Below are 15,465 nucleotides of genomic sequence, written 5' to 3' on the forward strand. Positions count from 1 at the left end.
CTAGTCTTCGATCGACTCAGCTAGATGGAAGATCAGGCAGGTGTCTGGGAAAACCAATGGCATTTGCAGGCCGAACTCCATCAGCGCGCTTGCGTTTACAACGCTTCCCTCGCCCAAAAGGTCCGCCTGTTCGATAATCGATGGAGACGTGATCGACGTGTTGCGCGCAGGCCAGACAAGCTTCACGCGATATCTTCGTGCCGGATCTAAACCCGCGAAGCGGATGCGTGCAGGCAAAGTAGTTGGTGCCGGGTCCGTTTGCGCGCAAGAGAACAAGGCTTCTTTCTGATCGAGCGCGACGCATCCGACAACGTTCAAATAATCCAGCGCGTCAACTCGATGGAAATTGCCGTTATGGATCAGATCGCGATGTTCCTTATGTAGAGCGATCGCTTTGGCCAAGATATCACGATCATCTTCTGTCTCGCCAAGAAGGTCGAGTTCCATTCCCATATGGCCGAAAATGGCGCTCGCGGCCCGGAATTCCATCGAAAAGACCCGGCCAGTGATGTGGCATTGGCGGGGCCCCACGTGGCTACCCGTGATCCGTAATGGGAAGAAATGGCTTGCGCCGCGTTGGATGGCCTGGCGCTCTCTCGCATCGTTATTGTCAGAGGCCCAGAATCGATCTGTATGGCGTAAAATAGCATAATCCACGCGGCCACCGCCTGATGAGCAGCTTTCGATTTCAAGTTCTGGATGTGCCTTACGCAGCTTGGCCATAAGGCGATACACCGCATGAGTTTGCTGATGCATTGCGCTGCGATTTCCGCTGCCTGGGTGATTTGTATCGCGGTTCATATCCCACTTGATATAAGCCACGTCGTATTCGCTGATTACCGCCGTCATCTTATCGAACAAGTAATCAAATACGTCCGATTTCGTGAGGTCTAGCGTGAACTGGTTACGAAAGGGGACGGCCTCCACCCCATCAGCGCGAAGTACCCAGTCGGGATGAGCAAGAAAAAGGTCACTATCGGGATTGACCATCTCAGGCTCAAACCACAGCCCAAACTCCATGCCGAGTTCGCGGACACGGTTTGCAAGCTTATGCAGGCCGTCGGGGTAGACCTCGTCTGAAACCCACCAGTCGCCGAGCCCGGCATTGTCGTGCCGCCTACCACCGAACCACCCATCATCCAGGACGAAGCGCTCCGCACCTACGGCCTTGGCCTCTTCGGCGAGCTGCAACAGACGGTCTTCTGAATGGTCGAAGTATACCGCCTCCCAAGTGTTATAATGAACTGGTCTGACGCGTTCCAATCCGCGCGTGTCGAGCAATTCACCTTCCACGTATTTGTGCAGTGCTTGCGACGTTGCTGAAAATCCGTTTTGTGACCAAACTGCGGTCAGTTCAGGCGTCGTGTATGCCTCGTCTGTTCCAAGCTGGATTTCGCCTGGAAACAGAAATTCGCCCATCTGCAGGATGGCGCGACCATCCTGATGTTGATCAATGCGTACCCGATTGTTCCCGCTCCAGCCAAAGTGGAAGCTGGCGGCAAGCCCACTTGCCTCGGTTGTGGCCGACGACCCCGCCAGTATTCCTGGAAAGCTGTCATGGCTGGTACGACCAGCCTTGTTTTCACGCACATAGGATCCGCGAAACAGATCAATTTCTTCAATCTGAAACTCACTGGCCCATCGTCCGGTAAATCCAAACGCTTTTGTAAGACGATCATCAAGCGGCACGCATAGGGCAGCGCACCATTCCATTGAGAGTGGTTTGTCAGAGCGGTTTGTAATCGTGGTAGAGGCGCGGAAAACGCCGGTCTTGGGGTCGATCTCCAACCGATGTTGCGCATCGATTTGCGTGTTTGGATCGCTGCAATTCAGCAGGACACTGTGCCCGTTTCTCTGCTCGATAGATGTGATGCGAAAATCTGCGGCGAAGTCGGTACCATCACGGTGCGCCTTGAAGCCTGACGGTCCAGCAATGCCGGTCCCGAGTTCATTAAGGAGTGATCCCCTCAAATGCACATTCGCGCCGCCCGGAGCATGCTGCTTTGTGCTGAGGAGCGCTAACTCTTTCGGATCGCAATCCCCAATCGATGGACCGCAATAGATTATGCGTGGACGTTCGCGAGCAGCCGCCTCCAGCACCACTAAGGTGCCTGAAACATCCATCTTTACGAATGCATCAGTGGCACGGTCCAGTTGCTGGTCACGTTCTGCCGGTCCAGGCTCATGCCGCTGAGGTGTCGCCTCTGACAGATCAGTAGGTGGTCCAGCACCATCGGGTAAACGACGGCTAGAATTCGCCGAATCATTCATGTCAGCGGCTCACTTTCTCTAGCGAGGCGGCACGCCTCTCTCCCGATCTTGAATTGAGCACGGTTCTGCATGAGCTGTGAAGGGTCATTTTGGGAAGGCATGAATAATTTGGTAGATTCCTGATTGGCATTTAAGGGGTGTCATATGTGGCAAGAGAAAATCTACAAACAAAACCTGCAGCTTTCACCGATTGGCGGTATTCGAATTGCGTGCTTTTTGAAAGACGGGATTGGGGTTCTGTCCAACAAGCGCGTGTTGCCACACTACACTCTGGTCTATGTTACGAGGGGGCGTGGCTCCTACCGCGACGAGAATGGGGTGTCGCGCAAGGTGCAGGCTGGAGATGCTATTCTCGTCGCGCCCGGGCTTGAGCATTGGTACGGGCCGGCCAAGGGCGATACGTGGGACGAGTTCTACCTGATGTTTGAAGGTCCCGTTTTTGATATGTGGCGAGAGCAGGGGTGCTTTGATCGGTCAAAGCCGGTTATCCAACTGAATCCCATGGATTTTTGGCGCGACCGAATTCTCTCGCTGATCGGAGGAAGTCCAGCCCGTACCGAAGAGGATTACCTGCGCGAAGCCATCCGCGTTCAGGAGCTATTGGCCGATATTCAGGAGGCAGGAAGAAGGGATGTTCAGAAAGACATTCGTTGGCTGGAAGATGCTAAGGCTGCGGTTGCGATATATGCCGATGCCCAAGATGCTGCGATATCTATGCATGAAAGGTATGAGGCATTCCGGAAGAAGTTTCGCCGGCTGGCGGGGGTGTCGCCAGGTAAATATCGATCTGGTTTAGTGATGGAGAAGGCATGCGATCTGCTCGCCCATGAAAATCTGAAATTGCGCGATATCGCAGCAGAACTTGGCTTTTGTGACGAGTATCATTTCAGTCGGCAATTCAGCAAAAAAGTGGGCTGGTCGCCTTCGGAGTTTCGTGCACGTATTCGGCAAGAGCCACGCAGCATGAACGAAATGGTCAACTCAACCATCGACGATACGAGTGATGGGAGACTGATTGATTTGAGTCACAATCCGGCGATTGGGGCAAAAATATCATAGCGTGATTTTCTTTCGCCTAAACTTACCAAAAAATACATGCGACGCCCAAACAAGCCATGGATTATGCTATTCTGTGGCGGCAGCCATATGATTACATCCAAGTGCACGTAAGCGCTGTGGGTATTGGGAGAGAGAGATGATTTCGAGATATAACGCCGCACTTGGTGCGTCTGTTGCTGGCATTGCGTTGCTCGCTGCCAACCCGGCTTTGGCTCAAGACGCTGCGCAGGGCGATGAGGCCGAAACTGAAAACACCATCGTGGTCACGGGCATTCGTGCAAGTCTGGAAAACTCGATCAACCTAAAGCGCGGTAGCGCTGTGGTTGTCGACGCGGTATCTGCGGAAGATGTCGGTAAATTCCCCGATAATAACGTGGCTGAATCGCTACAGCGTATCACTGGTGTGGCGATTGATCGTTCCGGTGGTGAGGGTCAGTTCATTACCGTACGTGGTCTCGGCCCAGAATTTAACGCGGTGCTACTGAACGGTACCGTACACTTGCCACAGACAATGACGGGCGCGAATTCTCGTTTGACGTCCTTTCATCAGACATCATCCAGACCGCTGAGGTTTATAAGTCGGCTCAACCGAGCCTCCAGTCGGGAGGAATCGGCGCGGTTGTTAACATCACTACGGCAAAGCCGCTTGATCGACTGGGCTTCAACGCATCCATCTCTACCGCAGGTATCTACGAAGAATTGAGCGAAGAGTTTGGCGCAGACATCAGTGGCGTCGTGTCATGGTCTAATGGCACCGTGGGGGCTTTGTTCGGCGCGTCTTACAACAAGCGTGACGCGCAGATTGATCGCAACATTACGAACGGCTTCGCTCTTCGAGAAGGTGATGCAGCGATCTTTGCACCGGAGGGTTCAACTGGTCTCCAGGCGACCGATATTGGGGCGCTACCATCTGGCGCTCGTGTCCAGCAGCAAGTAATCTTTAGCCGTGACATCCAAGATCGCGAGCGTCTGACGCTCAATGGAGCGCTGCAATTCGCACCCTCTGATGCTGTCACGATCACTCTTGATGGTCTTTACTCGAAGTTTGAAATTGACAGCTTCGATACGCAGTTCTCAGGCTTCTTCAGCCCACCATTCCTTGATCCTCAGATCGATGGCAATGGCACGGTCACGTCGTTTAGTCGTCCGAGTATCGACTTCGGTGCGCGCAACCCAGATATCGCGGACACTGTTGGATTGTCGCAGAACGACAACGTTCTGACATCGAACAACCGCGATGCCGAAACGATTGCGGTGGGTGCCAATTTTGAGTTTGAAGCGAGCGACCGCCTCACATTCGTCGCAGACGTTTCTTATTCAGAAGCATCGCGTGACGGGACAAACCCATTTGTTGTGCTCGGCGCGCTTGCGCCGACATCACCGCTTATCGAGTCGACCAGCACGTCCGGCATTTCGACTATTACCAACATCAACGCGGCGGACTTTGTCGATACTTCGATCCAGCGGCTTCACTTTGTGAACGTAAACCGCACCACGGTTGATGACGAAGTGTTTGAAGTTCGTCTTGATGGCGATTGGGAAGTCGAAGCTGGACCGCTTCGAAACATCGCGTTTGGCGGTATCTTCACCAGCCGTGAGAAAGGCCGTGATCTATTTGATAACTTTGCCGATCCTGGCAATGGTTTGACCTCGGCCAACATCTTCTGTGCTTACTGTGGTTATACAGTGCCGTTCGATACCAGCATCCTCAGTCAGTTTTCTTTTGATGGCTTCCTGAGCGGTGTTGACGGCGCAGAGACCGTGCCTTCAACCATCCTCAACTCGACATTCGAGCAAGCGTTTGCTGTTCTCAACGATCCTGCGAACATCAATAACGCTGATCGCACTGGTGGTGCGACGGCTGAGCTTCTCGCTTACCTTAATGGCGGCGGTTTGGATCCAGTCTTCGGGATTTACACGCCTACGTTCAATCCGGGCGGTAGCTTTGACGTCGAAGAGGAAATCTATTCGGCTTACTTCAGCACTGATTGGGGCGGCGACTTTGGCGGGGAACTGCCATGGTCAGCCAATGTTGGCTTCCGCATCGCGTTCACTGATGTCGTTTCAAGCGGCGTTGATCAACCGGTCATCGAATTCCGTGAAACACCAGGCGATACACAACTTCAGGTGGTCTTCGGCCCCGCGACAACGATCTCGGTTCCCAATGACTATGTGAACTTCCTTCCCTCGGTGAATTTCAAGGTGGAGCCAACCGAGGATATCGTTCTTCGTCTCGGCTATGCACGCACAGTGACGCGCCCAACATTGACGGCGCTGGGTGTGGCCAATACGTTTGGCGGACGTTCGAATGCGCCTCTTAGCGGTGGTGGTAACCCGCTCCTCGAAGCGTTTGAGTCGGACAACTTCGACATCTCGTTCGAGTGGTACTTCGATAATCTGAGCTATTTCAGCGTTGCTGGCTTTCACAAGGAACTGGGGAACTTCATCGAAACCTCTACTCTTCCGGTTGTGAACACAGTCATTTTCCCTGCTGGCAATGGTGGTCGTACCGTTGATGAGGCGGTCGATGTGACGTTCCAGGATACTCGCCAGCGTAATGGCCTGTCGGGTAGCATCAGCGGTGTCGAATTAGCTCTCCAAAAGACGTTCGACAACGGCTTTGGGGGCATCGTGAACTATACATACGTCACGAGCGATCGGGACGAAGCACCTGCTGGTGATCTCGGCTTTAACGGCTTCACACCGCACACGGTAAACGTCACGGCGTTCTATGAAGACGGGCCGCTCGCTGCGCGCGTTTCATACAACTACCGTGATGGCTTCCTCGTGCTGGGTCAGGCTGAATTCAGCGAGCCACGTCAGCGTGAAGCCTTTGGCCAGCTTGACTTCTCGGCAAGCTATGAATTCAACGATCAGCTCCAGGTCTTTGTTGAAGGTCTGAACGTGCTTGGCGAAGATACGCGGGACTTCTCGCGCTTCCCGAACCGTCTGCTGACATACACACGCACGGGCGCGCGCTACACCGCTGGTGTCCGGGCGAAGTTTTAAGCAGCTTACGGTTGGCGGGCACTACACACGGTGTCCGCCACGCCCTTTGGGTCAAAGCGATAAGAACATCGATTTATTGGTTTTTGGTGCCGGACTTTCGGGGGATTGGCCCGGCACATTCTGAAGGGGTGGCGAGAGTTCCTGGAGACAGGTGCCCCGCTACCCCTTTACTTTTGGCGCTGTAAGCCAGCGGTCATCCAAGTGTTGGACAATCCACCACAAATCGCGCAGAAAAGCGTGGTTGGAGAGAGGGAAGCAATTAAATGACTGATCCGATTCAGGTCACCGTATTCCTTGTGATCACGGCGCTGATTGCGTTCGCGACATACATGCATTGTCGTGGCAGGCTCGACAAAGAGCACAATAGCGAGAAAGACTACTTCCTCGCGAGTGGCGGGCTGAAATGGTATTTCATCGCGGGGTCTATCACGCTGACCAACCTTTCGACTGATCAGCTGATCGGTATGAACGGCAATCAGATGGCGCTGCTCGCATGGTGGGAGTTTGCCGCAGTTGCGGGTCTGTTGATCCTGACCTTTGTGTTTCTGCCAGTATACTACAAAAATAACTGCACGACGACGACTGAGCTGCTTCAGAAGAAGTATAATGACAAGCATATCCGTGCGCTGATCAGCGTGCTTTTCCTGTTCGGTAATCTTTTCATTTTCCTGCCTGCGATCCTTTATGGTGGGTCGCTATTCCTGCTGTCGATGGTGGGTATGAGCACGGAGCTGAATATGCTGCTGACGGTTGCGGTGATCCTGGCGACGGTCGGGGCCTGTTACGCGATTTTCGGCGGTTTGCGCGCTGTGGCGGTATCCGACACTTACTCTGGGGTGCTGATTCTCGGTCTCGCGTTGCTGGTGGTGTACCTGGCTTTGAGCGCTATCGATTTTGATCTGACCGGTATTCCTGCAGACCGCCTGACGCTGATCGGTGATAATGACAGCCCCATTCCGTGGCATACGCTGCTGACTGGTATGATCTTTATTCAGACGTTTTACTGGTCAACCAATCAGACAATCACGCAACGTGCGATGGCGGCCCCGAGCATCAAGGAAGCGCAAAAAGGCGTGCTGACCGCTGCGGGGATACGCCTGCTGATTGTGCCTGCTATAGTCGTGATTCCCGGGATCGTTTCGTACAAGCTTTATGGCGATGTGGGTGATGCCGCCTACGGTACCGAATTGTTGGCGATGTGTTGCCAGTGTGGCTGTCAGGCGCGTTCGCTGCAGCTTTGGCGGCGGCAGTGCTGACCACATTCAACTCAATCCTTAACGCCTCGGCTGCGCTCTATGTGTGCGATATTCATGAGGCGTATGTTGGCGAGCCCAAATCAGTTGGGAAACTCAGCGCCATCGTCTCAATTGCGATGAGTGTGCTGGCCTTGCTGCTGGTGCCATTTTTTGCAAGCCAGGAAAGCCTGATCAACACTGTGCAGGAGCTTTATGGCCTACTGTCCATGCCGATCCTGTCTGCCTTTGTCGTCTGCCTGCTGTTCAAGAATGTGAAGGCAGGTGCGGCGATGATTGGGGTGGTCACCGGCGTTGCGTTCTATGGCTTCTGGAGCATGGTTTGGGAACCTGCGCACTACATTCACGGCATGGCGGTGACGCTGATATTGTCCGTGGCCACTGCGCTGGTGATGAACAAGCTTGTGTTCGGTGAAACGCCTCAGTTTTCACTTGGCGGGGCGGAGCCGTTGCCAGAACCGACTTGAGGGACCAGAACCAACTTGAAGGCAACGGGTGACCGCTCTAGCGGAGCGGGATGCCTGACTTGAAGCCCGCACCTTACGGTTGGATCATTCTCGACAAGCCGCGCGGGCTTGGCTCGACACAGGCTGTCGCGGCGGTGAAACGCAATCTGCGCCAGGGCGGCTATGCCAAGACCAAGGTTGGTCACGGCGGCACGCTTGATCCGCTGGCGGAGGGCGTGTTGCCGATTGCGCTGGGTGAGGCGACAAAGCTGGCAGGTCGCATGCTGGATGCCAGCAAGATTTACGAATTCACCGTCCGTTTTGGCGAAGAGACGGACACGCTCGACACGGAAGGTGAGGTGATCGAGCGCTCCAACGGCTGGCCAACACTTTCGGAGATCGAAGCCGTCCTGCCGCAACTCACTGGCCCGATTGAGCAAGTGCCGCCCGCCTATTCTGCGGTGAAAATTGACGGTAAGCGTGCTTACGACAGAGCGCGAGCGGGTGAAGGCGTAGATATCAAGAAGCGGGCGGTATCCATTCATTCTCTGACCATCGCCAGCGATACCGATATGCCCTCTGAAATCACCCTCAACGCCCACGTTTCCAAGGGCACATATATCCGCAGTCTGGCCCGCGATATTGCGCGTGCGCTTGGAACATGCGGGCATGTCACTTACTTAAGGCGCACAAAGGCAGGGCCTTTCACTCAGGAACAATCGATTTCGCTGGACAAACTCAACGAAATCGCTAGTGGCGCGCCATTGAAAGACCTCCTCCTGCCGCTCGAGGCGGGGCTGGACGACATCCCGGCCTTAATTCTCGATCAGACTAGCGCGCAGGCGGTCCGTCAGGGCCGGGTCCTGTCTGAACTGCCCCAACCATCCGGGCTCTATTGCGCGACGCTGGATACTGTCCCCATTGCGCTTATGGAAATTGAGGATGGGACGGCGAAAGTCGTCAGGGGTTTCAACCTACCCGATGTCGCTGAGTAAGAGAGAAAAGATATGTCGGTAACTGCCGAAGAAAAAACCAAAGTCATCAAGGATAACGCACAGGGCAAAGGCGACACCGGTTCGCCAGAAGTTCAAGTCGCGATTCTCACCACACGTATCAAAAATCTGACAGAGCACTTTAAAGGCCACCACAAGGACAACCATTCCCGCCGCGGCCTGCTCATGATGGTCAATAAGCGTCGTAACCTGCTCGCCTATCTCAAAAAGAAAGATGTTGAGCGGTATAACGCCCTGATCCAGAAACTGGGTCTGCGTAAATAAGAGTTTTGAGAGGCGGCTCCACTGTGGGCCGCTTCTTGCATAAGGGGCATGGCTCGCAATCCGGTGAGCTGGCCTTGGGGCGATGATTTCAAGCCCTATACCGGACCGGGACGGACTACCCGGCACTGGAAGTATCGCAGCAGAAAGTGGAAACCGGTTTCTGCGACCGCGACACGACCGGGCAATTTAGGCCCCGCATCGCAATATGGCCGTGCGGGTCATTTTAGGAAAATACATGTTCGACAAGAAAACCGTATCGATTGAATGGGGCGGAAAAACCCTCACTCTCGAAACCGGTCAGATCGCCCGTCAGGCAGACGGCGCGGTGCTGGCCACATATGGCGAAACCGTGGTGCTTTGCGCAGTAACCGCCGCAAAGAGCGTCAAGGAAGGACAAGACTTCTTCCCGCTGACCGTTCACTATCAGGAAAAATTCTCTGCTGCTGGGCGTATTCCCGGCGGCTTCTTCAAGCGTGAAGGCCGCGCGACGGAAAAAGAAACGCTGACATCGCGTTTGATCGACCGTCCTTGCCGCCCGCTGTTCCCAGAAGGGTTCTACAACGAAATCAACGTAATTGCGCAGGTGCTGTCATATGATGGCGAGACCGAGCCTGATATCGTTGCGATGATTGCGGCATCTGCCGCTTTAACCATTTCTGGTCTGCCATTTATGGGCCCGATCGGCGCAGCACGCGTTGGCTTTGACAATGATGGCGAATATATTCTCAACCCAACCGTCGCAGACGCGCTGGGCGAAGAGGGCAATCTCGACCTCGTTGTCGCCGCAACACAAGACGCGGTGATGATGGTCGAGTCCGAAGCGAAAGAACTGACCGAAGAGCAGATGCTCGGCGCGGTCATGTTCGCGCATGAGGAAAGCCGCAAGGTTATCGGCGCGATTATTGATCTCGCTGAACAGGCCGCGAAAGATCCGTGGGAACTTGATCCGGTTGAAGACAAGAGTGCTGCTCTGGAAGAGCTGCGCGGCGTCATCGGCGATGATCTGGCATCTGCTTACAAGATCACTGACAAGTCTGCTCGTCAGGACGCAGTGAACGCAGCGCGCGAAAAAGCGCGTGAGCACTATGCTGATCTCGCCGAGAGCGATCCAGCCGAATATATGGGCCGCCTGAAGCTCGTGAAGAAGCTGGAAAGCGATATCGTGCGCAAGGCGATCCTCAAGGATGGTCAGCGTATCGATGGTCGCAAGACAGACGAAGTTCGCCCGATTGAGGCGATGGTTGGTCTGCTGCCACGTACGCACGGTTCGGCACTGTTTACGCGCGGTGAGACGCAGGCAATCTGCACCACCACGCTCGGCACCAAAGATGCTGAGCAGATGATCGATGGGCTCGAAGGCCTGTCATACAACAACTTCATGCTGCACTATAACTTCCCGCCATATTCGGTCGGTGAAGTGGGGCGCTTCGGCTTTACCAGCCGCCGCGAAACCGGCCATGGTAAGCTCGCCTATCGCGCGCTGCACCCGGTTCTGCCTGATGTGGAGGAGTTTCCTTACACAATCCGTGTTCTGTCAGACATCACTGAGTCCAACGGCTCGTCTTCGATGGCAACCGTTTGTGGCGGCTCGCTGTCAATGATGGATGCAGGTGTTCCGCTGAAGCGTCCAGTGTCCGGCATTGCCATGGGTCTGATCCTTGAAGGCGAAGACTTCACTGTCCTGTCCGACATTCTGGGTGATGAAGATCACCTCGGCGATATGGACTTCAAGGTTGCCGGTTCTGAAAAAGGCATCACCAGCCTCCAGATGGACATCAAGGTCGCTGGCATCACGCAGGAAATCATGACGCAGGCGCTGGAGCAGGCGAAAGCTGGCCGTGCGCACATCCTCGGCAAAATGACCGAAGCGCTCGGCTCTTCACGCGGCGAAGTTAGCAAGCACGCACCGCGTATTGAGACCATGCAGATCGACAAGTCGAAGATCCGCGACGTGATCGGTACGGGCGGCAAGGTGATCCGTGAAATCGTTGCAGAAACGGGCGCCAAGGTCGACATCGACGACGAAGGCACGATCAAGATTTCGTCTTCGAATGCTGAGGAGATCGAAGCTGCGAAAGCCTGGATCGAAGGCATCGTGGAAGAGGCCGAAGTCGGCAAGATCTACAACGGCAAGGTCGTCAACATCGTCGACTTCGGCGCATTCGTGAACTTCATGGGCGGCAAGGACGGTCTCGTCCACGTCTCTGAAATGAAGAATGAGCGCGTCGAGAAAGTCACTGACGTTGTCAGCGAAGGCGACGAGGTGAAGGTCAAGGTCCTCGAGATCGACAATCGCGGCAAGGTTCGCCTGTCAATGCGTGTCGTTGACCAGGAAACCGGTGAAGAGCTGGAGGACACCCGTCCCCCGCGTGAGCCACGTGGTGATCGCGGCGGTAAGGGCCGTGGCGGTGACCGTCGTGGTGGCCGGGGTGGTCGTGGTCCGCGCCGTGATGGTGGTGGCAACCGTGATGGTGGCGGTTCTGACGAGGGCGGCGCATCGATGCCGGACTTCCTGAAGGACTAAGCTTCACGCTTATCTAAGGAAGAAAGGCCGCTTGGGAATACTCAGGCGGCCTTTCTTGTTTTGGATTGACCTAGCCACTCGCGCCCTCCACCCTTCCACCCAGAGCCTACCGGGATATCGTCCGGGTGGAAGGGTGGAGGGCGCGGGTGGCTACGGCGCGCCAGGAGAATTATGCTTAAGCGCGAACTCATAGACACCGTCGAGATACCGGATGGGGAAGTGCTCGAACTCTACCGCCACGGGCGCGATTTCATGATCGTGCTGGGCTATAACGAGTTGATGAGCACCCGCATGCGCTTCTCCGAGGAGCAGCTGGCAGAGCTTACGTTTGATCGCCTCGCCAACGACGCTCCGCGTATCCTGATCGGCGGATACGGTATGGGTTTTACTTATCGCGCTGCGCTGGCGCGGATGGGCGAGGGCGGCCAAGCGGTAGTCGCGGAGATTTCGGAAAAGATTATCGAATGGGCGAAAGGCCCGATGGCAGATCTGACTGGCGATTGTCTGTCCGATCCACGCCTTGACCTGAACATCTGCGATGTGGCCGCGCTGATCGATGACGCGAATGATGGCACCTGCGCAAAGTTTGATGCGATCCTGCTCGATGTCGACAATGGCCCGGACGGGATGGTACGAGCCGACAATAACCGAATCTATTCGCGCACTGGCCTGGGCAAGGCGCGCGACGCGCTCAATCCCGACGGCATTATTGGGGTGTGGTCGGCAGCACCGGACTATGGCTTTCGCAAGCGCTTGAAAGAAGCTGGACTAGAGGTTGAGGAACTGAGTGTTCGCTCTCGCCCCAATAACAAGGGCGCACATCACACCATCTGGTTTGCGAAGAAGCGCTAGAATCCATAGATTAGCGTCACTCGGCTAAGGGTGTCTGTCCCCACCGAACCCGGCGGCGGATTGCTGTCATACTCAATCGCATAAGAGAAGCGCGTCGTCAGGCTGTCGCTGATTTTCGCGTTCAGGCCGGTCACCAAGTCAAGACTCGTATTGCTGGAATCGATGATGACGACCGCTGATCCGCCGGTCTCTGCAACTGCATTGGTGTCATGCGTCAGTGTCAGCCGGTTGGTGATATTCCAGTCAAAATCGATGCCAATCAATCCGGCTATCCGGCTTTCCGTCTCACCAGTGATAAATTCAGTAACGCGATAGGCCGGACCGGCCTTGGCGGAAAGTTTCAAGTCAGGCTGGTTTATGATTTGATAGCCGAGGCCACCAGACACTGCGTAGCGTCCAGAAAATCCCTGAAATCGGTCACGTTCATATTGGGTGAGTCCATACACAAAAAGTCGGTCTGATATTTTGTAGTTTGGCTCATACGCGACGAAATAGCGCTCGCGTGATGTCACCCCATTGTTGCGCTGATAATCGGCCCGTGCGGTCAGTTTGTGCGACCAATCAATTCCCGTGCGCTTTAGCGACAGACTGGCTGTGCCACCCGAATTTGAAGAGTTACCGGTCGCTCTGAACGCCCCAAGCTCTCCCTTGCCGCTCCAGTTATCGAATAGCCCGGCATTGCGGATAGCTTCTTCTTCGAGAGCAGCCTTTTGTTCAGCTTGAACAGCCATCTTAGCGTCGAAGTCACTTTTGAGCGCATCAATTGCATCGACGTCATCCGGGTTGGTCTGCTTGGCCAGATCGACGACGGTGGCGACTTTGCTCGGGTCACCTGTCGCAATCGCCGCATCAATCATCGCCCGCACAGGATCGGGTAATTCCGCGTGCGCGGTTGATGACACAAGCGCCATAAGAGCCGCCGCATATCTGAACTTCACAATCTGCATTTACGCCTCAATTCAATTCGTTACATGCTCAGGACACGTGGCATCCCAAGGAAATCACGTTTACCCAATGTGACGCCTTTCATGCGCAAAATGTCGTAAAAAGTTGTCGCGTGAAAATAGAAGTTTGGCTGATTAAAGCTCAAGAGGAAATTCTGCCCGGTGAATTCCATCAAACGTTTTCCGCCGAGGACAAAGCCAATGGTCTTGTCAGTGATCGCTTCCACGTCGTCGCTGGACAACGCATCAAGCTTGTCGAGTGCGTCTTGTGTCATTGCGCGCATGCTATCCCAGCTATCCGGCACGTCGGTGAAGTCCGGGGTGAACTCGCCGCCTTCCATTTGGCCGAACGTATAAGCGGAATGCATCCAGCAGGCGCGAACATGCCATGGTAGTGTCCACATCGTGTCGGCGAGTTTGGCTTCGAGTAGCTCCGCATCATTGAGCTCGTGTTCTTTTACGTGGGCCTCACCTTTGTCGATGAGTCCGTTCAGCCCACCTAGGATTTGCTGACAGCTGGGCACAAAGGCATCGTAGAGAGAAATGGACATTTCACGGCTCCTCATCATTGAATGAGGCGCTTAAGTATGGCTGGGGACATCCCACCGCAAACGAATTTTGACGAGCTATACTGTCAATTCGTTTGTCTAGCGCGTTTGTTTGTCCGTCCCGACATCCGATAAAATGCTGAGCATGCCTTCGCGCGATCTGAAGCAAAGGCGAGCGAGAAAGAACAAAGAACCGGCCGCTGCCAGCCCGGGCCAATGGGTGGAAAGGGTGAAACTGTCGCTGCGCAATGTGCCGACCGCGACAAACAGGCCACCGGGAATTAGGAAAATCCACGCCATCATGCGGCTGTACAGTGTCCCGACTTTACGATTGAGGCGATCAAATCCGTTCTCACTATCCCGTGCAGGCATAGCTTCCTCCTAAGCAGCGTCGCTGCCTAAGAGCTCAGCACGAACATTTCTTTAACGCCTACGAAGGCCGGGGTGTATGACCTCCGCTAAGCGTCGTGGCGCTTAGCGTACTCTGGGTCCGCCAAATGGCAAAGGTGGAGGGGGACGGCGTGCACCGCGAGGCAGCTGTGCCTGGAAGGCCCGACCGCAATGCTCCACGCAATATGGGAAACCCGGGTTCACCTGAGCGCCGCAAAAGTGAAAGTCGGGTTCGCCAGGATGTCCCATGGGCCAACGGCACACTTTGTCCGACAAATCCAGCAAGCTGGTCTTGTCCGCAATTTCCGGACTTGGTTTGGCTGGAACCAACCGACGCGGAGGCGCGGGCGGGATCGGGGGCTGCTGATCGCCGGGGCCCTGCCGTTGGAAGCCGCCGGGTCCGATCGACACGATCTTTGGCAGATCAGGGTTCTTGTTCGGTACCGGCTGCGATGGAATACTCGCATCCTTGGTGTGGGACGCAGGCTGAGGGATCCGACGATCCACTGGCTTTATCGATGGGCGCTTAGTCGCAGACTTCGCCGCTGGCTTTTTCGCCGCGGGCTTGGCTGCCGTCTTTTTCGCAGCGTCCTTTTTCTTTTTCTCCGCTGCCTTGACGGGGGAGGGGCGCGCCTTGAGGCCCAAACGGTGCGCCTTGCCGATCACCGCATTGCGGCTAACCCCGCCGAGCTCTTCGGCAATCTGGCTGGCCGTGGCCCCACCTTCCCACAATTTTTTAAGTGTGGCGATCCGTTCGTCAGTCCAACTCATGTGTAATCCAGTGCCTTTACATCTTGCACGGCGTCTAAGCCGATGGCTGGGCATTGTTGCCTGGCCAGGTATTCTATCGCTGTGGGTGGCTTGCCACTCAGAGCGCAACGCACTAGGCGCG

At 55.2% G+C, this 15,465-nt stretch carries 13 protein-coding genes and 1 pseudogene; 9 read left to right on the plus strand and 5 right to left on the minus strand.

Features of this window, described 5'->3' with window-relative positions:
• Window positions 1-2,271 (minus strand): alpha-galactosidase, encoded by a 2,271-nt coding sequence (locus ACZ1GM_RS04570; protein WP_472677961.1) that lies wholly within the window; start codon window positions 2,269-2,271, stop codon window positions 1-3.
• A gap of 144 nt (window positions 2,272-2,415) precedes the next feature.
• Between ACZ1GM_RS04570 and ACZ1GM_RS04575 the strand changes: the two genes are divergently transcribed.
• The 9 genes and pseudogenes from ACZ1GM_RS04575 (at window position 2,416) to ACZ1GM_RS04615 (ending at window position 12,691) form a co-directional block, all read left to right on the plus strand.
• On the plus strand, window positions 2,416-3,330 hold the full coding sequence (locus tag ACZ1GM_RS04575) for a helix-turn-helix domain-containing protein (RefSeq protein WP_472677962.1): 915 nt from the start codon (window positions 2,416-2,418) through the stop codon (window positions 3,328-3,330).
• Window positions 3,331-3,466: 136 nt separating this feature from the next.
• Window positions 3,467-3,817 (plus strand): annotated as a pseudogene (locus ACZ1GM_RS04580) (TonB-dependent receptor plug domain-containing protein); the annotation flags it as partial.
• 68 nt (window positions 3,818-3,885) lie between these two features.
• Window positions 3,886-6,339, plus strand: a complete 2,454-nt coding sequence (locus ACZ1GM_RS04585; RefSeq protein WP_472678502.1) for a TonB-dependent receptor — start codon at window positions 3,886-3,888, stop codon at window positions 6,337-6,339.
• A gap of 263 nt (window positions 6,340-6,602) precedes the next feature.
• Window positions 6,603-7,595: a sodium:solute symporter family transporter gene (locus tag ACZ1GM_RS04590; RefSeq protein WP_472677963.1), complete on the plus strand. Its 993-nt coding sequence runs from the start codon at window positions 6,603-6,605 to the stop codon at window positions 7,593-7,595.
• The gene (locus ACZ1GM_RS04595) at window positions 7,547-8,059 is read left to right on the plus strand and encodes a sodium:solute symporter family transporter (protein WP_472677964.1); all 513 of its coding nucleotides are present in this window, start codon (window positions 7,547-7,549) and stop codon (window positions 8,057-8,059) included. Before ACZ1GM_RS04590 ends, ACZ1GM_RS04595 begins: the two co-directional genes overlap by 49 nt.
• A gap of 50 nt (window positions 8,060-8,109) precedes the next feature.
• Window positions 8,110-9,033, plus strand: a complete 924-nt coding sequence (gene truB, locus ACZ1GM_RS04600; RefSeq protein WP_472677965.1) for a tRNA pseudouridine(55) synthase TruB — start codon at window positions 8,110-8,112, stop codon at window positions 9,031-9,033.
• A gap of 12 nt (window positions 9,034-9,045) precedes the next feature.
• Window positions 9,046-9,315, plus strand: a complete 270-nt coding sequence (gene rpsO, locus ACZ1GM_RS04605; RefSeq protein WP_472677966.1) for a 30S ribosomal protein S15 — start codon at window positions 9,046-9,048, stop codon at window positions 9,313-9,315.
• Between the two features lie 235 nt (window positions 9,316-9,550).
• Window positions 9,551-11,839: a polyribonucleotide nucleotidyltransferase gene (pnp, locus tag ACZ1GM_RS04610; RefSeq protein WP_472677967.1), complete on the plus strand. Its 2,289-nt coding sequence runs from the start codon at window positions 9,551-9,553 to the stop codon at window positions 11,837-11,839.
• 171 nt (window positions 11,840-12,010) lie between these two features.
• Window positions 12,011-12,691 (plus strand): polyamine aminopropyltransferase, encoded by a 681-nt coding sequence (locus ACZ1GM_RS04615; RefSeq protein ID WP_472677968.1) that lies wholly within the window; start codon window positions 12,011-12,013, stop codon window positions 12,689-12,691.
• On the opposite strand, the gene ACZ1GM_RS04620 is transcribed toward ACZ1GM_RS04615, so the two are convergent.
• The 4 genes from ACZ1GM_RS04620 to ACZ1GM_RS04635 all read right to left on the minus strand — a co-directional run bounded on the left by ACZ1GM_RS04620 (window position 12,688) and on the right by ACZ1GM_RS04635 (window position 15,344).
• Window positions 12,688-13,638 (minus strand): DUF481 domain-containing protein, encoded by a 951-nt coding sequence (locus ACZ1GM_RS04620; protein WP_472677969.1) that lies wholly within the window; start codon window positions 13,636-13,638, stop codon window positions 12,688-12,690. The genes ACZ1GM_RS04615 and ACZ1GM_RS04620 overlap by 4 nt on opposite strands.
• Before the next feature lie 20 nt (window positions 13,639-13,658).
• On the minus strand, window positions 13,659-14,186 hold the full coding sequence (locus ACZ1GM_RS04625; protein WP_472677970.1) for a DUF1993 domain-containing protein: 528 nt from the start codon (window positions 14,184-14,186) through the stop codon (window positions 13,659-13,661).
• A 96-nt stretch (window positions 14,187-14,282) separates the two neighbouring features.
• Complete coding sequence (locus tag ACZ1GM_RS04630; RefSeq protein ID WP_472677971.1) at window positions 14,283-14,555, minus strand: hypothetical protein; 273 nt, start codon at window positions 14,553-14,555, stop codon at window positions 14,283-14,285.
• Between the two features lie 102 nt (window positions 14,556-14,657).
• On the minus strand, window positions 14,658-15,344 hold the full coding sequence (locus ACZ1GM_RS04635) for a GcrA family cell cycle regulator (RefSeq protein ID WP_472677972.1): 687 nt from the start codon (window positions 15,342-15,344) through the stop codon (window positions 14,658-14,660).
• Window positions 15,345-15,465: the final 121 nt, after the last annotated feature.

Source organism: Qipengyuania sp. JB2-7 (assembly GCF_055693485.1).